The organism is Rhodoferax sp. LS1P39 (assembly GCF_056521425.1).
Genome location: NZ_JBWMAV010000013.1, coordinates 82565 through 98853 on the forward strand (window position 1 = coordinate 82565; position 16289 = coordinate 98853).

Consider the following 16289-nt stretch of genomic DNA (forward strand, 5'->3'; position numbering starts at 1 on the left):
ACCGCATTTTTAGGAGCCATCCATGAGCTTTCAACAAGGTCTTTCCGGTCTGAACGCCTCCAGCCAAAACCTGGACGTGATCGGCCACAACATCGCCAACGCCAACACCACCGGCATGAAGGCCTCGCGGGCCGAGTTTGCCGAGCTGTACGCCTCGTCGCTGGGCAGCTCGGGCGGCATCAGCCAGGGTATCGGGGTGGAAGTGCAGACCGTGTCGCAGCAGTTCACCCAGGGCAACATCAGCATTACCGGCAACGCGTTGGACGTGGCCATCAACGGCAACGGCTTCTTTCAGGTCGAGCTGCCTAACGGCAACCTGGCCTACAGCCGCGACGGCGCCTTCAAGCTGAACAAGGAAGGCGAGATCATCACCAACTCGGGTGCGCACCTGATGGGCATTACCGCTGCGGCCGATGGCTCGATCCCCACCGGCGGGGCGGTCGGCCCGCTGACACTGCCCACCGGCGGCGAGATTGCCGCCATCCAGACCACCAAGATGGACCTGAGCTTCAACCTGGATGCCGAGGCCGTGATCGCCACCGGGGTCGCCCCGGCCGGCCTGGTGCCGCCACTGGCCACCTATGGCACCTCCATCACCGCCTACGACGGCCAGGGCGTGGGCGTGCCGGTGAGCATTTACTTCACCAAAACCGCCGTCAACACCTGGGACGTGTACTCCAGCGTGGACGGCGCAGCCCCCACCCTGACCACCACCGGCCTGACCTTCAACGGCACGGGCAACACGCCCAACGCTACCATCGGCACGCTGACCCTGCCTTCGCCGACCAACCCGGCCAGCACCTTCAGCGTGGCCATGAACGTGAAAGATGCCACCCAGTACGGGGCCAAGTTCTCCATCGCCAAAGCCACCCAAGACGGCCAAGCCCCCGGCACACTCACCGCCATCAGCATCGACGAGAGCGGTGTGATTCTGGGCACCTACTCCAACGGCAAGGCGCTGGCCGCCGGGCAAATCCAGCTGGCTACCTTCACCAATGTGCAGGGCCTGGCCCCGATTGGCGGCAACGTCTGGCTGTCCACCCCGTCCAGCGGCGACCCCTCGGCCAAAGGCGTACCGGGCACCGGCAACCTGGGCGGACTGCGCTCGGGCTCGCTGGAAGACTCCAACGTCGATCTGACCAAGGAGCTGGTCAACATGATGACCGCCCAGCGCGCCTACCAGGCCAACGCCCAGACCATCAAGACGCAAGACCAGGTGATGTCCACCTTGGTCAATCTGCGCTAATCCACGCCAACCTAGCCGCGTAGCCCGCCATGGACCACATCATTTACACCGCGATGACGGGGGCCAACACGGCCGCCAACCGGCAGGCGGTGCTGGCCAACAACCTGGCCAACGTCTCCACCAACGGGTTTCGCGAAGAACTGGCCACCTACCGCTCGGTGCCGCTGAACGGCCCCGGCTCCAGCACCCGCGTGTTTGCGCTGGAAACCACCACCGGCCACTCCAACCTGCCCGGCCCGGTGCAGCGCACAGGCCGCAACCTGGATGCCATGGCCCAGGGCAATGCCTGGTTCACCGTGCAGGGCCTGGACGGCACTGAGGCCTATACCCGAAGCGGCATTTTTGAAATATCGCCCACCAACACCCTGGTCACACCCACCGGCCTGCCGGTGCTGTCGGACGGTGGCGCGCCCATCGACGTGCCCCAGGGTGCCGACATCACCCTGGGCACCGACGGCACCATCAGCGCCAAGGTGGCGGGGCAAGCCTCCACCAGCCTGGGGCGGCTGAAGATGGTCACCCCCGATGCCGACAACACCTTGAAGCGCGGCGACGACGGCCTGTTCCGCGGTGCTACTGGCGACCCGCTGCCGCAGGATGCCAACGCCAAGCTGCTGGCCGGGGCCATCGAGGGCAGCAATGTCAACGCCGTGGCCACCATGGTCGGCATGATCCAGACCGCCCGCCAGTTCGAGACGCAAATGCGCCTCTTGCAAACCGCCGAAACCAATGACAAAAGCGCCAGCCAGTTGCTGAACGTTCAAGGCTAAATTAAGGAGCCCCCATGATCAATTCACTCTGGATCGCCAAGACCGGCATGGAAGCCCAGCAAACCCAGCTGGATGTCATCTCGCACAACCTGGCCAACGTCTCCACCACCGGCTACAAACGCGCCAACGCGGTGTTTGAAGACCTGATCTACCAAAACCTGCGCCAGGTGGGGGCCAACAGCACCGAGCAAAACCAGCTGCCCACCGGCCTGCACCTGGGCCTGGGCGTACGCACCGTGTCCACCACCCGCTCGTTTGCCCAGGGCAGCCTGCAGCAGTCGGGCAACACGCTGGACGTGGCCATCAACGGCAATGGTTTCTTCCAGATCAACCAGCCTGACGGCACCATCGGCTACACCCGCGACGGCTCGTTCCAGGTGGATTCGCAGGGCCGTCTGGTGACATCCGCCGGGCTCACCGTGGCCAGCGGCGTGACCATTCCGGTCAACTCCCAAAGCGTCACCATCAGCACCGACGGCAGCGTCACCGTGGTGCTGCCGGGCAACCCCACGCCGCAACCGGCGGGCAATATTGCCATGGCCAACTTCATCAACCCGGCCGGCCTGGAGCCCAAGGGCGGCAACCTGTATGCCGAAACCGCCGCCTCCGGCCAGCCCACCACCGGCACGCCGGGCGTGAGCGGCATGGGCGTGGTGCGCCAGGGCTTTGTGGAAACCAGCAACGTCAACGTGGTGCAGGAGCTGGTCACCATGATCCAGACCCAGCGCGCCTACGAGATGAATTCCAAGGCCGTACAGACCTCGGACCAGATGCTGCAAAAGCTGGCCCAGTTGTAGGAGATTGACGATGCGCACCGCCCTCACTGCTGCTGCCTTCGCAGGGCTTTTCCTGTTGAGCGGCTGCGAAACCCTGGCCCCTTCGCCCAAGGTGGATTTCGCCCAGTCCACCGCGCCCCGTCCCATGCCCGCCGCCCCGGTAGCCGCCAACGTTCGGCCCACCGGCAGCCTGTTTGCGTCGGCCGCCTACCGCCCCGTATTTGAAGACCGCCGCCCGCGCCTGGTGGGCGACAACCTGACCATCCAGATCGTGGAGAACATCAGCGCCAGCCAAAAGTCCACCAGCACCGTGGGCCGCACGGCAGATACCTCCGCCGGCATCACCGGTCTGCCCTTCCTGAAGGCCCCGCTGCTGGACAAGTTCAACATCGGTGCCAATTCCAGCAACGACTTCTCGGGCAAGGGCGGCACCGAGAGCGCCAACACCTTCACGGGAGCCATCACCGTCACCGTGGTCGAAGTGCTGCCCAACGGCCACCTGGTGGTGGCCGGTGAAAAGCAGATCGGCGTGAACCAGAACGTGGATGTGCTGCGCTTCTCCGGCACCGTAGACCCGCGCGCGGTACAGCCCGGCAGCGTGGTGGCCTCCACCCAGGTGGCGAATGCGCGCATCGAGTCCAAAGGCCGCGGCCAACAGGGCGAAGCCCAGGCCATGGGCTGGCTGGGGCGGTTCTTCATGAATGTGATGCCGTTCTGATACCTCCCCTGACCGGGTGGGGCATTTGAATGAAATCGGCACCCCGTGCTTATGGATTAAGCACGAGCAGCTACTGAAAAAATAGCAAACCCAATTGACCGGAAACCACCGCCTTTTCCGCCGTTCCAGTCCGCAGACGCACCGCAAAATAATGCTAAAGGTTCCTCCATTCCGGTCGAACCAGACGTAGAACAGGTTGTTCGCCATGCCATTTTTCCGCCTCCTGCCAATGCGCCGTGCCGCGACATGGGGCATGGGGCTGTGCGCGGCCTTGCTGCTGGCGCTGCCCGCGCAGGCTTTGCGCATCAAGGAAGTGGCCGCCGTACAGGGCGTGCGCAGCAACCAGTTGACCGGCTACGGGCTGGTGGTGGGGCTGGACGGCACGGGCGACCAGACCACCCAGATGCCCTACACCTCGCAAAGCCTGTCCAGCTATTTGCAGCAAATGGGCATCACCCTGCCCGCCAACCTGGCATCGTCGCTGCAGCTGAAAAACGTGGCGGCGGTGATCGTGACCGCGCAGTTGCCTGCGTTTGCCCAGCCGGGCCAGACCATCGACATCAGCGTGGCCAGCATGGGCAACTCCAAGTCGCTCAAGGGCGGCCTGCTGATCGCCACGCCGCTGCGCGGGGCCGACGGCGAAATCTACGCCATGGCCCAAGGCAATATGGTGGTGGCAGGTGCCGGTGCTGCTGCGGGCGGTAGCAAGGTACAGATCAACCACCTCAGCGCAGGCCGCATTCCCGGTGGTGCGCAGGTAGAGCGCAGCGTGCCCACGCCGCTGCAAGAAGGCGACTTCATCACCCTGGACCTGAACTCCAGCGACTTCCAGACCGCCCGCCGCGTGGCCGCCGCCGTCAACAACAAAATGGGCAACGGCCTGGCCAACGCGATGGATGGCCGCACCGTGCGGGTGCGCGCACCCAACGACCCGAACGCCCGCGTCAACTTCCTGGCCGACCTGGAAGAGCTGACCATGGAGTCGTCCGCCCCGGCGGCCAAGGTGGTCATCAACTCGCGTACCGGCTCCATCGTGTTGAACCAATCGGTCACGCTGGGCCCCTGCGCGATTGCGCACGGCAATTTGTCCATCAGCATCAGCACCACGCCGTCGGTGAGCCAACCCAATCCCTTGTCGCAAGGGCAGACGGTGGTCACCGAAAAAAGCAACATCCAGATCAAGCAGGAGCCCGGCATCCTGATCCAGGTGCCGCCCGCGCCCCAGTTGGCCGACGTGGTGCGCGCCCTGAACGCCCTGGGTGCCACGCCGCAGGACCTGCTGGCCATCCTGCAAGCCATCAAGGCCGCAGGCGCTTTGAACGCTGAACTGGAGGTGATCTAAATGGCACTGACCCAAGTTTCCAACAGCAATGTGCTGGCCGCCGATGCCAAGTCCCTGAACGCGCTGAAGCTGCAGGCCGGGCAAGACAGCCCCGCCGCCATCAAGGAAACAGCCAAGCAGCTGGAGTCGCTGTTCATGCGCGAGCTGATCAAGAGCATGCGCGAGGCCACCACCAAATCCGGCCTGTTCGACAGCCCCCAGGGTGACCTGGGCAGCGACCTGCTGGACCAGCAGTTGTCGGTCACCATGTCGGGCCAGCCCGGCGGCCTGTCAGAGGTCATCGTGCGCCAACTCAGCCGCCAGACCGTGCCCGCCGACGGTGCTGCACCCAAGATGCTGACCCCCACCGCGCCGGTAGCCCCCATCAAACCCGCCAGCGTCAGCCAGACCGGTTTTGTCGAGCAGCACAACGCCGCCGCCACCGCCGTGGAGCGGGCTACCGGCATCCCTGCCAGCTACATGCTGGGCCAGGCCGGGCACGAAACCGGCTGGGGCCGCCGGGAAATCAAGAACCCCGACGGCAGCACCTCGTTCAACCTGTTCGGCATCAAGGCCGGAGCGGGCTGGACCGGCAAGACCACCACCATCACCACCACCGAGGTGGTCAACGGCGAGGCCCGCAAGGTCAGCGCCAAGTTCCGCGCCTACGACTCCTACCAGGACTCGTTCAACGACTACGCCCGGCTGATCAACAACAGCCCGCGCTATGCGGTGGCGCGCCAGCAAACCAGTTCGTCCCAGGCCTTTGCCACCGAGCTCAAACGCGCGGGCTATGCCACCGACCCCGACTACGCCGCCAAGCTGAACCGGGCCATCACCGTGACCCAGCAGCTGCGCCGGGCCTACGCCTAAAAGCACGCCATGAGCAACCTTCTCAACGTCGGCGCGCGGGCCCTGCTGGCCAATGAAGTGGCCTTGCAGACCATTGGCAACAACATTGCCAACTCCAGCACGGTGGGTTATTCGCGCCAGAACGTCATACTGCAAACGGTGGAAGGCCAGTTCACCGGCGGTGGCTACATCGGCAAGGGCGTGGACGTACTGACCATCCAGCGCAACCACGACGAGTACCTGACCCGCCAGGCCGCGCTGTCCAAGTCGGTGGCGGCCTCCGACATCACCCGCGCCAACAAGCTGCTGCAGCTGGAAGACATCTTCAAGGGCGGCACCAACGGCCTGGGCGCGGCGGTTACCGACATGATGAACGCGTTCTCCGACGTGGCCAGCGCCCCCACCGACCTGACCGCCCGCACCGTGGTGCTGACCCGTGCCGACGAGGCCGCCGCCCGCTTCAACGATGCCGCCACCCAACTGGCCAACCTGCAGACCGGCCTGACCACCGAGTTGGTCAACGCGGCGGCGGCGATCAACACCATCACCACCAACCTGGCGGCTGTGAACGGACAGATCCAGAAAGCCCAGGGCAGCGGCCACGCGCCCAACGACCTGCTGGACAAGCGCGACAATCTGATCAGCCAGCTCAACCAGTACATCCAGACCACCCAACTCGATGCCGACGACGGCACCGTCACGGTATTTGCCGCCAGCAGCCAGCCGCTGGTGCTGGGCACCAAGGCCTCGGCGCTGCAGGTACAACCCAACCCCCAGGACGCATCGCAAAGCCAGATCACCATGGTGCTGGGCAGCCAGACCGTGGTGCTGTCGGAAAGCATGCTGGGCGGCGGCTCGATTGCCGGGCTGCTGAAGTTCCAGAACGAAGACCTGGCCCAGGGGGCCAACCTGCTGGGCCGCATTGCCACCAGCATCACCACCGTGGTCAATGCCCAGCACAAGCTGGGGCTGGACCTGGACGGCAACCCCGGCGGCAACCTGTTCAGCCCGGTGAGCATGCCCAATGGCGCGGCGGCCACGTCCAACACCGGCAGCGGCAGCGTGGGCATCAGCGTGGACGCGCCCACCGTAGCCAAGTTGCAGGCCTCGGACTACAAGATCACCTTTACCTCGGCCGTGGCTTTCACCGTACAGCGCCTGTCCGACAACACCGTGGTCAACCCCGACCCCGTAACCGGCAGCTATGACGGCCTGGCGATTGCCGTGGGTGGCGCACCGGTAGCGGGCGACAGCTTTTTGCTGCAGCCGTTTCGCGCCGTGGCCAACAAGATCAGCACCGCCTTCGGCTCGCCGCGCCAACTGGCCGTGTCCAGCCCGGTGCAGGCCGCCATGGGCATTACCAACACCGGCAGCCTGGCGGTGGCCAATCTGGCAGCCAAGTCGGTGCCGATACCAGCCAACATCACGCTGAATTTCACCGGCACCAACACCTACACCCGCAGCGACACCGGGGCCACGGTCTACACCTATAGCCCCGGCACGCCGATTGCGTTCGACCCGGCCAACCTGGCATCGGGCTGGTCGCTGACCCTGTCGGGGGCGGCCCAAAACGGCGACACCTTGGTTCTGGGCCCGGCCAATCTCGCCTACGCCAAGCTCAACGCCGGCAATGCCGACGCACTGCTGGACCTGCGCGATGTGGCCCTGTTCGACGGCTCCAGCCTGGCCGACGGCTATGCCGCGCTGATGTCGCAGGTGGGCGTGAAGGTGCAAAGCGTGCAGTACACCGCCGAGGTGTCCAAGTCGATTGCCGACAACCTGGAAACCTCGCGCACCGGGGTCTCGGGCGTGAACCTCGACGAAGAAGCCGCCAAGCTGCTGCAGTACCAGCAGGCCTACCAGGCATCGGCCAAGATGGTCCAGATCGCCCAAACGATTTTTGACAGTCTGATGGCCAGCGTGGGCCGTTAGGAGAACTAGATGAGCAACAGCTTCACCCGCCTGGCCAGCGCCACAGGCTACGACAACGCGCTTCGCAACCTGACCACCCGGTACGCCACCATGTCCGCGCTGCAAGAAAACCTGACCTCCGGCAAGAAAATCCTGCGCTCCAGCGACGACCCCACCGGGGCCGCCCAGGCCGAGCGGGCCAACACCCGCATCGACCGCATCAAGACCGAGCAGCGCGCGCTGGACACCCAGGTCAGCGCCATCACCCAGGCCGAGGCCACGCTGGGCAATGCCGGTGACCTGCTGCGCGAGTTCCGTACCCTGGTGGTGCAGGCGGGCGACGGTGCCAACAGCCCGGTGGAGCGCGAAACCATTGCCAAGCAGCTGGTCGGCATCCGCGACGAGCTGATCACCCTGGCCAACAAAAAAGACAGCAACGGCATGCCTTTGTTCAACGGCCTGGGCAGCACCTCGGCCCCGTTTGAAACCAGTGCCAACGGCGTACCGCCCGACCCCGATTACAACTACAACGGCCTGCCCGGCCAGACCGCCGCCAGCACCGTGGCCATCCCCTTTACGCTGGATGGCCGCGCCGCCTGGATGGACGTGCCCGAGGGCAACGGCGTGTTCACCGTCAGCCTGGGAGCGGCCAACACCGGACGGGCGTTTACCGACATTGGCGTGGTCGTCAATGCCCCCCTGATGGCCGCCCAGGGCACCGACTTCACGGTGAACTTCACCGCGCCCGTGCCACCCGCCACCGGGGCCACCACCTACACCGTCACCAACAACACCACCGCCACCACCTCGGCGGCACAGACCTATACCGAAGGCCAGTCCATCGTGATGGGCGGCATCGCTATGGTGGTGCGCGGCACCCCGCTCAATGGCGATACGCTGGAAGTCAACGCCAACGTCACCGCCAACCGGCCCAGCATTTTTGACGTGATGGACCGCACTATCGCCAGCATGTACGCCGTGGGCTCCACCACCGTCGGCGCCAACAGCAACGATGCCAATTTCAACCAGGAACAGGCGATTTCGCTGGCCCAGCTCGATACCAGCATGGAAAAAATCAGCGCCAGCCGGGGCAAGGCGGGCGACCTGCTGACCCGCGCCGACCGCATCACCGACACCCAGGCCGATAACACCATCCAGGCCAAGACCGACAAGTCCAACGCCGAAGACATCGACATGATTGCCGCCGCCGCCGACCAGACCAACCAGCAAACCGCCTACCAGGCCGCATTGAAATCCTACGCCTCGATCCAGAAGCTATCATTGTTCAACTACATCAGTTGAACGGGTTCGTCCCGCGTTAGCCATGGCCTCTTCCGTCCTGGGCAGCATCACCCTGGGCTACCGCCCGCTGTGGAATGCTGCGCGCAGCTTGGCAGCGGTGCAGCTCTTTATCGAAGGCCGGGCCGATGCCAGCATCGACTCCGAGCGGCTGGTGGGCAGCCTGCAAGACCAAGGCAAACCCGGCGCGCCGCCGCTGCTGCTGTCGGTCAAATCCCCCGCCCTGCTGCGCGACCTGCTAGACCACGCCCCGGCACGCACCGCCGCCCCCTATTGGATTGAGGTCCGCGGTGAATGGATGGGCAGCCACGCCATGCCGCAGCGGGTGCAGCGCGCCCACCAGCGTGGCCTGCGCCTGGTGTGGCGGGCCGAATCCGACCAGCCCCCCGGCCCCGAGCTGGCCCCCTGCTTTTTCACCCAATTGCTGCGCCTGTCGCCCCAGGCCGCGCTGGCCGCCCTGCAGGCCGCCGCACGCAACCGCGCAGGCACTACGCCCACCGGAACCAGCCCGGTGCAGCCCGGCATGCTGTATGAAGGCATCGCCAGCCGCCTGCTGATGGAGCACTGCCTGGACCAGCAGCACGCCACCGCCCTGCTGGGCTGGCCCGACGAAGACATCCTGCACGCCCTGCAGCGGCAGGCCACCGCCCCCGACTACCAGGCCATGGTGCAACTGGTGCAGGCCGTGGACGACGACGTATCGGTCGAAAAACTCGAATCCCTGCTGGGCATGGAACCCATCCTGACCTTCCGCTTCCTGGCCTACGCCAATTCGGCCGCCGTGGGCCTGCGCACCGAGGTCGAATCCCTGCGCCACGGCCTGATGCTGCTGGGCACCAGCCCGTTCAAGCGCTGGCTGGTCGAGCAACTGCCCCAGGCCTCGCGCGACCCCAACCTGCGCCCGGTCAAGGCCGCCATGGTGCTGCGCGCCCGGCTGATGGAAAACCTGATGGACTCCGGTGCCGAGCACCAGCTGGCCCGCGAAATCTACCTCTGCGGCCTGTTCTCGCAGATCGACGTACTGATGGGCGAAACCCTGGGCAGCGCCCTGCACCGCGTCCCCCTGAGCAGCCGCATCTACAACGCCACCGTGCGCAACACCGGCCCCTACGCCCCCCTGCTGCACATCGCCAGCGCCCTGGAATCCGACAACGGTGCCGCCATCCGCACCCTGTGCCACGAGCACGGAATGGACCTGGAAGATGTCAACCGGGCGCTGCTGCGCAGCCTGGGCTAACTGCCCGGTGTCTCCCGGCGAGAAAGCAGGTCTTTGGTGAGCTCTGTGCGCAGCGCGCTGGCGCATGCGCGGACCGCTTCATAGTCGCCTGGGGAAAGTGCCGAATCTGACCCGCGTGCCGACACCACCTCGGCAATCTGGGTCTGGAGCGCCTTGTACGCATTCATGGCGTCTTCCGTCAACAGCATGCCGCCGGGCACGGCATCCTGGGCCCCAAAGTACCAGCCGCGCAGCCCGGTGGAGAAATCGATTAACGCCTGGCAATCCACCGATGGGTCCTGGGGCCACTTGGGCAACACCTTGGTCTGCTTCCAGAGATCACTGTACGAGGTGATCCGCAGGCTGCGCAGTTCGGTGTCCACCGCGCCCAAGAACGCCAGCGACCTCTTGAAATCTTCCAGTTGCTTGGCCAGCTCGGCCTTATGCGACTCTTCCATCTGCCGCAGCGCCGAGTCATGCTGCTTTTGCAGCACCCCCACCGCCTCCTTGCCCAGGTAGGCCATCACCGCAGCGGCGGAGGCGGCCACGCTGCTGACGAGAGACAACAGATCGACGAGTGTCATGGGGCCTCCTTTCGGCCCTCCTGCGGACCTGGCTTGGCCCATCGAAAATAGCGCTAAACGCCGCGATTTACAAGCAGCCTCTACCCTCCATTCCGCACCCGCGCAAACACCTTCCAGAACGCCGCGTCCTGCGTGTTCGCAAAATTGATGCGCATCAGGCTGCTGGGTTGGCGGTTGGCGTGGAACAGGGCTCCGGGGGCCAGCATGTAGCCCTCGTCGAGCATGCGCTGGGCCAGGGCGTCGGTATCCACGCCGGTCTCGACCCAGCCGAACAGCCCGGCGGGCTCGGAGGCGAAGCTGCAGCCTGCGGCCAGGGCCAGCTTGGTGCTGCGGGTGCGGGCCTGGTCGAGGCGGGCGCGTACGCCTTCGGAGTGGCGGCGCAGCTGGCCCTGGTCGATGCACCAGGCAAGGGCTTTCTCCAGCAGGGACGGGGTGGTCAGCGTGGCCAGCAGCTTGGTGTTGGTGAGGCGGTCCACCAGGGCGGTGGGCGCGGCCAGAAAGCCCACGCGCCAGCCGGGGGCCAGGATCTTGGAGAAACCGCTGGCGTACAGGGTGCGCTGCAGGCCGTCCAGTACACACAGGCGGGTGGCGTGTTCGGGAGCCAGGTGGCTGTAGGTGTCGTCTTCCACGATGTAGAAGTCGTGCGCGTTGGCCAGGGTCAGCACCCGGTGCGCGCTGCCCGGAGTGAGGCAAAAGCCGGTGGGGTTGTGCAGCACGCTCACGCTCACAAACAGCTTGGGGGCATGTTCCTCGCAATAACGGGCCATCACCTCCAGGTCCGGCCCGTCGGCATTGCGCGGCACCGGCAGGATGCGCATGCCCATGGCTTCCAGCCGGGCGAATTCCACCGCCCAGCCGGGCTCTTCCACCATCACGCAGTCCCCCGCGCGCAGCAGGGTGCGGCTGGCGATATCCAGCGCGTGGGTGGCCCCCACGGTGGTGATGATCTGCTCGGGCGCGGCGGGTACGTGCAGACCGAGCAGCTTTTTGGACAGGCTTTGGCGCAGGCCCAGGTCGCCCGCCGGGTCGCCGTAACGGCGCGAAAAGTCGGCCGTGCCTGCTGCCACCCGGCGCACGGCTGCGGGCATGAAGCTGTTGGCCAGCCAGTCGGGGGGCAGCACGCCCATGCCGGGCTGGGGGGTGTCGCTGTCGCCCTGGAACATGCCGCGCATCAGGGCGGTGGCATCGATGGGGCGGCGGGGCGGGTTTGCTATATTTTGTGTAGCTTCTCGTGCATACATATCGGGCGCAGAGGCCATTTCTCGCACATAAAACCCCCGGTTCTTGCGGGCCTCGACCAGGCCCAGCGCCAGCAGCCGGTCGTAGGCCGCCACCACGGTGGAGGCGCTCACCTGGTGCTGCTGGGCACACTGGCGCACCGAGGGCAGGCGCGCACCGGTAGCCAGCAGGCGGCTGCGGATGCGCTCGGCGAAATGGCTGGCGAGCTGCTCGGTGAGCGACTGGTCAGAGGTCTTCATCAGCATGGTGGCGGCTCCTGTGTGCTGGCCTTAGAGGCAATACAGTCTGAAAACTGATTGGATAAAGTGTACTGCTAGTGTGCTGGTATTGCGACTACATTGAATGCACTATGACCCTGCACACCGCCACCCTGTCTGTACCGATGCACCACGCCGAACGCCGTGGCCTGTGGCTGGGCCTGCTGGGCGTGGTGATTTTTGCGCTGACCCTGCCGATGACGCGGCTGGCGGTGGGCACACCTGCCGACCCGCAGATGTCCGGGGTGTTTGTGGCCATGGGCCGTGCCGCCCTGGCGGGCGGTTTGTCAGCCCTGTTTTTGTGGCTCAGCCGCGCGCCCTGGCCGCAGCGGCAGGACTGGGTGCAACTGCTGTGCACCACCTCGGGTGTGGTGTTTGGTTTTCCTCTGCTTACGTCCATCGCCATGCGCCACGTGGAAGCGGTACACGCCAGCGTGATCATTGGCGTGCTGCCGCTGGCCACGGCGGTGGTGGGGGCCGTCATGTACCGCCAGCGCCCGTCAACCGGCTTCTGGCTGTGTGCCCTGCTGGGCAGCGCGATGGTGGTGGCGTTTGCCATGCTGCATTCGGGGCAAACCGGTCTGCACATCCAGCCCGCCGACGGCCTGCTGCTATTAGCCATGCTGCTGGGTGCCGTGGGCTACGGCTTTGGCGGGCGCCTGGCGCAGCGCATGCCCGGCGAGCAGGTGATTTGCTGGGTGCTGGTGCTGGCTCTGCCCGTCACCCTGCCGGTGGCACTGTGGACGCAGCCCGCGCAGCCGGTAGCCCTGCACGCCTGGGCCGGCTTTGCCTACCTGGCGGTGTTTTCGCAGTGGCTGGGCTTTTTTGCCTGGTACCGGGGGCTGGCGCTGGGCGGCACGGTGCGCGTCAGCCAGGTGCAACTGGTGCAGCCGTTTTTGAGCATGCTGTTTGCCGTGCCCCTGCTGGGCGAAACGCTGGACGTGGTGACGCTGGGCTTTGGCCTGGCGGTGATTGCCACCGTGTTCGCCAGCAAGCGCATGCCGGTTCGTTGATTTTCAGGAGTTTGTATGGATACCCAACTCTTCGCCGCGCTGACGCTGTTTGCCTTCGTCAGCTCCATCACCCCCGGCCCGAACAACCTGATGCTACTGGCCTCGGGCGTGAACCACGGTTTTCGCGCCACGCTGCCGCACATGGCGGGCATTTCCACCGGCTTCTTTATTCTGCTGGCCTCGGTGGGCCTGGGACTGGGCCTGCTGTTTGCGCAGGTGCCGCAGCTCTACCTGGTGCTGAAATGGCTGGGCGCGGCCTATCTGCTGTATCTGGCCTGGGGCGTGGCCACCGCCGGGGCACCGAAAGATGCCGAAGCTAGCCACCCGCTGGGTTTCTGGGGCGCGGCGGGCTTCCAATGGGTGAACCCCAAGGCCTGGGTGATGGCCGTGGGCGCGTTCAGCAGCTATGTGCCCGCCCACAGCGGCAGTGCCGTGGTGGTGGGTGCGGCGGCGTGGTTTGCCATCATCGGCATCCCGGCCATCAGCCTGTGGGCGCTGTGCGGCAGCCGCCTGCGCCACTGGCTGCGCATCCCGCGCTACCGCCGTATTTTTAATGGCGTGATGGCGGTTTTACTGGTCGCCTCGCTCGCGCCTATGCTGGCTTAGCTGACAATCTACCTCTACCCCTTTTGACCAAAGACCACCATGAGCAACCCCTGGACCCTTGCCGCCCGCACTGAAAAAATGAACTCGTCGGTGATCCGCGAAATCCTCAAGGTCACCGAGCGCCCCGGCATCATCAGCTTTGCAGGCGGCTTGCCCTCGCCCAAGACCTTTCCGGTAGCCGAATTTGCGGCGGCCTGCGAAAAAGTGCTGCGCGAAGACGGCAAGGGCGCGCTGCAGTACGCCGCCAGCGAAGGCTACGGCCCGCTGCGCGAGATCGTGGCTGCAGGCCTGCCCTGGAACGTGGAACCGGCCCAGGTGCTGATCACCACCGGCTCGCAGCAGGCGCTGGACCTGATCGGCAAGGTGCTGATCGACAAAGACAGCAAAGTGCTGGTGGAAACGCCCACCTACCTGGGCGCGCTGCAGGCCTTTGCACCCATGGAGCCCAACGTGGTGGGCGTGGCCAGCGACGACCACGGCGTGGACCTGGACGACCTGGCCGCCAAAGCCCCCGGTGGCCGCTTTTTGTACGTGCTGCCCAACTTCCAGAACCCCACGGGCCGCACCATGACCGAGGCCCGCCGCGCCACGCTGATCGAGCGCGCCGAGCACCTGGGCCTGCCACTGGTAGAAGACAACCCCTACGGCGACCTGTGGTTTGACACGCCCCCGCCCGCGCCGCTCACAGGCCGCAACCCCGAGGGCTGCATCTACATGGGCTCGTTCTCCAAAGTGCTGGCCCCCGGCCTGCGCCTGGGCTACGTGATCGCCCCCAAGGCCATGATGCCCAAACTGCTGCAGGCCAAGCAGGCCGCCGACCTGCACAGCCCCAGCTTCAACCAGCGCATGGTGGTGGCGGTGATGCAAGACAACTTCCTGGCCCGCCACGTGCCCACCATCCGCACGCTGTACAAAGCCCAGCGCGACGCCATGCTGGCCGCCTTAACCCGCGAAATGCCTGCGGGCACGCACTGGAACGTGCCCGACGGCGGCATGTTCCTGTGGGCCCGCCTGCCCGAAGGCGTGCACGCCGTGGACCTGCTGCCCAAAGCGGTGGACAAGGGCGTGGCCTTCGTGCCTGGCTCTGCGTTCTACGCCGACAACGCCGACCCGCACACCATCCGCCTGTCGTTCGTCACCGCCAGCGTGGAGCAGATCAACATCGGCATCAAGGCGCTGGCCGACGCGATCAAAAATTTGTAGCACACCCCCAGGCTGCAGTGCTTCGCATCTTTCTCCAACCCCCTTGCAGGGGGCGATACCAGTGGCCTGGCAAAGCCAGTTCCACGGTATCCCTGGGGGGGGCGTTCAGCCTGTTGCGCCGCGCTTGAATACCCGCATTGACCCGACTCACCATGACTCCGCATACCCGCCCGTTCCAACAAGTCGACGTTTTCACCCCCACCCCCTACCAGGGCAACCCGCTGGCGGTGGTGCTGGACGGTGCAGGCTTGAGCGACGCACAGATGCAGCGCTTTGCCAGCTGGACGCACCTGTCGGAAACCACGTTTCTGCTGCCGCCCACCGACGCGGGCCGGGCGGCGGGGGCGGACTACCGGGTACGCATCTTCGACCCGAAAAGCGAGTTGCGCTTTGCTGGCCACCCCACACTGGGCAGTTGCCACGCCTGGCTGCAGGCGGGCGGCCAACCGCGTGCGGCCAAGATGGTGGTGCAGGAGTGCGCGGTGGGGCTGGTGCCGATCCGCCGAGAAAACGACAAATTGCTGTTCGCCGCCCCGCCGCTCAAACGCAGCGCACCCAGCGCCATGGTGCTGGCCCAGGTGGCCGCCGCGCTGGGCCTGAAGCCGCGCGACGTGGTGGCCGCGCAGATGCTGGACAACGGCCTGCCCTGGCTGGGCATTCTGCTGGACGGCCCGCAGACCGTGCTGCAACTGGCCCCGGACCACCTGGCGCTGAAAAACACCGACCTGGTGGTCGGCGTGGCCGGGCTCTACCCGCAAGACGATGCCCCCCAGCTCATCGCCCGCTCCAGCCGCGAAGCCCGCGCCTTTGGCCGCAGCGCGCCGGTGGATGAGGGGCCTGCGCCGCAGATGGAAGTGCGCGCCTTCGCCGCCGCCGTGGACGTGTTGGAAGACCCTGTCACCGGCAGCCTGAACGCCAGCCTGGCCCAGTGGCTGATTGCAGACGGCTATGCGCCCGAGCAGTACCTGGTGAGCCAAGGCACCTGCCTGGACCGCGCAGGCCGGGTGCACATCGAACGCGATGCACAAGGCCAGGTGTGGGTGGGTGGTGCGTCGGTCACCTGCATCCACGGCAGCGTATTTTTATAAGCGACGTATATAAGCAATAGGCTTGTAGCTATAGATTCAGGAGTAATCTGGAGTGGTCACGTTTTGCGATGTGTCGCCGTATCGGCCAAAAGCTGGGAAATCCCGAATTTCCTAGGTTCCATGCGCGAAAAACCACCCATGGCGCTTGCAATCCGCTTTTGAGCGCCGAAGATAGCGGGTTGTTTAGCTG

At 65.7% G+C, this 16289-nt stretch carries 15 protein-coding genes; 13 read left to right on the forward strand and 2 right to left on the reverse strand.

Annotated features, from left to right (window positions below):
- The first annotated feature begins 22 nt into the window (after positions 1 to 22).
- The 9 genes from flgE (at position 23) to AC097O_RS18640 (ending at position 10130) form a co-directional block, all read left to right on the forward strand.
- Positions 23 to 1246, forward strand: a complete 1224-nt coding sequence (flgE, locus tag AC097O_RS18600) for a flagellar hook protein FlgE (protein ID WP_479594362.1) — start codon at positions 23 to 25, stop codon at positions 1244 to 1246.
- A 29-nt stretch (positions 1247 to 1275) separates the two neighbouring features.
- Complete coding sequence (flgF, locus tag AC097O_RS18605) at positions 1276 to 2016, forward strand: flagellar basal-body rod protein FlgF (RefSeq protein WP_479594363.1); 741 nt, start codon at positions 1276 to 1278, stop codon at positions 2014 to 2016.
- 14 nt (positions 2017 to 2030) lie between these two features.
- Positions 2031 to 2813 (forward strand): flagellar basal-body rod protein FlgG, encoded by a 783-nt coding sequence (gene flgG, locus AC097O_RS18610; RefSeq protein ID WP_315245442.1) that lies wholly within the window; start codon positions 2031 to 2033, stop codon positions 2811 to 2813.
- 10 nt (positions 2814 to 2823) lie between these two features.
- Positions 2824 to 3510 carry a flagellar basal body L-ring protein FlgH gene (locus tag AC097O_RS18615; RefSeq protein WP_479594364.1) on the forward strand — a complete coding sequence of 229 codons (687 nt, stop codon included), beginning with the start codon at positions 2824 to 2826 and terminating at the stop codon, positions 3508 to 3510.
- A 229-nt stretch (positions 3511 to 3739) separates the two neighbouring features.
- Positions 3740 to 4852 carry a flagellar basal body P-ring protein FlgI gene (locus tag AC097O_RS18620; protein ID WP_479594365.1) on the forward strand — a complete coding sequence of 371 codons (1113 nt, stop codon included), beginning with the start codon at positions 3740 to 3742 and terminating at the stop codon, positions 4850 to 4852.
- Entirely contained in the window at positions 4853 to 5704 is an 852-nt protein-coding gene (gene flgJ, locus AC097O_RS18625) for a flagellar assembly peptidoglycan hydrolase FlgJ (RefSeq protein ID WP_479594366.1), read from the forward strand.
- Positions 5705 to 5713: 9 nt separating this feature from the next.
- Positions 5714 to 7615 (forward strand): flagellar hook-associated protein FlgK, encoded by a 1902-nt coding sequence (gene flgK / locus AC097O_RS18630; protein WP_479594367.1) that lies wholly within the window; start codon positions 5714 to 5716, stop codon positions 7613 to 7615.
- Positions 7616 to 7624: 9 nt separating this feature from the next.
- Positions 7625 to 8896 carry a flagellar hook-associated protein FlgL gene (flgL, locus tag AC097O_RS18635; RefSeq protein ID WP_479594368.1) on the forward strand — a complete coding sequence of 424 codons (1272 nt, stop codon included), beginning with the start codon at positions 7625 to 7627 and terminating at the stop codon, positions 8894 to 8896.
- A gap of 22 nt (positions 8897 to 8918) precedes the next feature.
- On the forward strand, positions 8919 to 10130 hold the full coding sequence (locus AC097O_RS18640) for an HDOD domain-containing protein (protein WP_479594369.1): 1212 nt from the start codon (positions 8919 to 8921) through the stop codon (positions 10128 to 10130).
- On the opposite strand, the gene AC097O_RS18645 is transcribed toward AC097O_RS18640, so the two are convergent.
- Together AC097O_RS18645 and AC097O_RS18650 are read right to left on the reverse strand one after the other, a co-directional pair.
- A complete protein-coding gene (locus AC097O_RS18645; protein WP_479594370.1) occupies positions 10127 to 10693 on the reverse strand; it encodes a hypothetical protein in 567 nt (188 codons plus the stop codon). The genes AC097O_RS18640 and AC097O_RS18645 overlap by 4 nt on opposite strands.
- Before the next feature lie 80 nt (positions 10694 to 10773).
- On the reverse strand, positions 10774 to 12177 hold the full coding sequence (locus AC097O_RS18650; protein WP_479594371.1) for an aminotransferase-like domain-containing protein: 1404 nt from the start codon (positions 12175 to 12177) through the stop codon (positions 10774 to 10776).
- 104 nt (positions 12178 to 12281) lie between these two features.
- On the opposite strand from AC097O_RS18650, the gene AC097O_RS18655 reads away from it, so the two are divergent.
- From AC097O_RS18655 to AC097O_RS18670, 4 genes are all read left to right on the forward strand, one after another.
- Positions 12282 to 13202, forward strand: coding sequence for a DMT family transporter (locus tag AC097O_RS18655; protein ID WP_479594372.1), 921 nt, complete (start codon positions 12282 to 12284; stop codon positions 13200 to 13202).
- Between the two features lie 15 nt (positions 13203 to 13217).
- Positions 13218 to 13808 (forward strand): LysE family translocator, encoded by a 591-nt coding sequence (locus AC097O_RS18660; protein ID WP_479594373.1) that lies wholly within the window; start codon positions 13218 to 13220, stop codon positions 13806 to 13808.
- Between the two features lie 39 nt (positions 13809 to 13847).
- The gene (locus AC097O_RS18665; protein WP_479594374.1) at positions 13848 to 15011 is read left to right on the forward strand and encodes an aminotransferase-like domain-containing protein; all 1164 of its coding nucleotides are present in this window, start codon (positions 13848 to 13850) and stop codon (positions 15009 to 15011) included.
- A gap of 152 nt (positions 15012 to 15163) precedes the next feature.
- The gene (locus AC097O_RS18670; RefSeq protein ID WP_479594375.1) at positions 15164 to 16099 is read left to right on the forward strand and encodes a PhzF family phenazine biosynthesis protein; all 936 of its coding nucleotides are present in this window, start codon (positions 15164 to 15166) and stop codon (positions 16097 to 16099) included.
- Positions 16100 to 16289 lie beyond the last annotated feature (190 nt).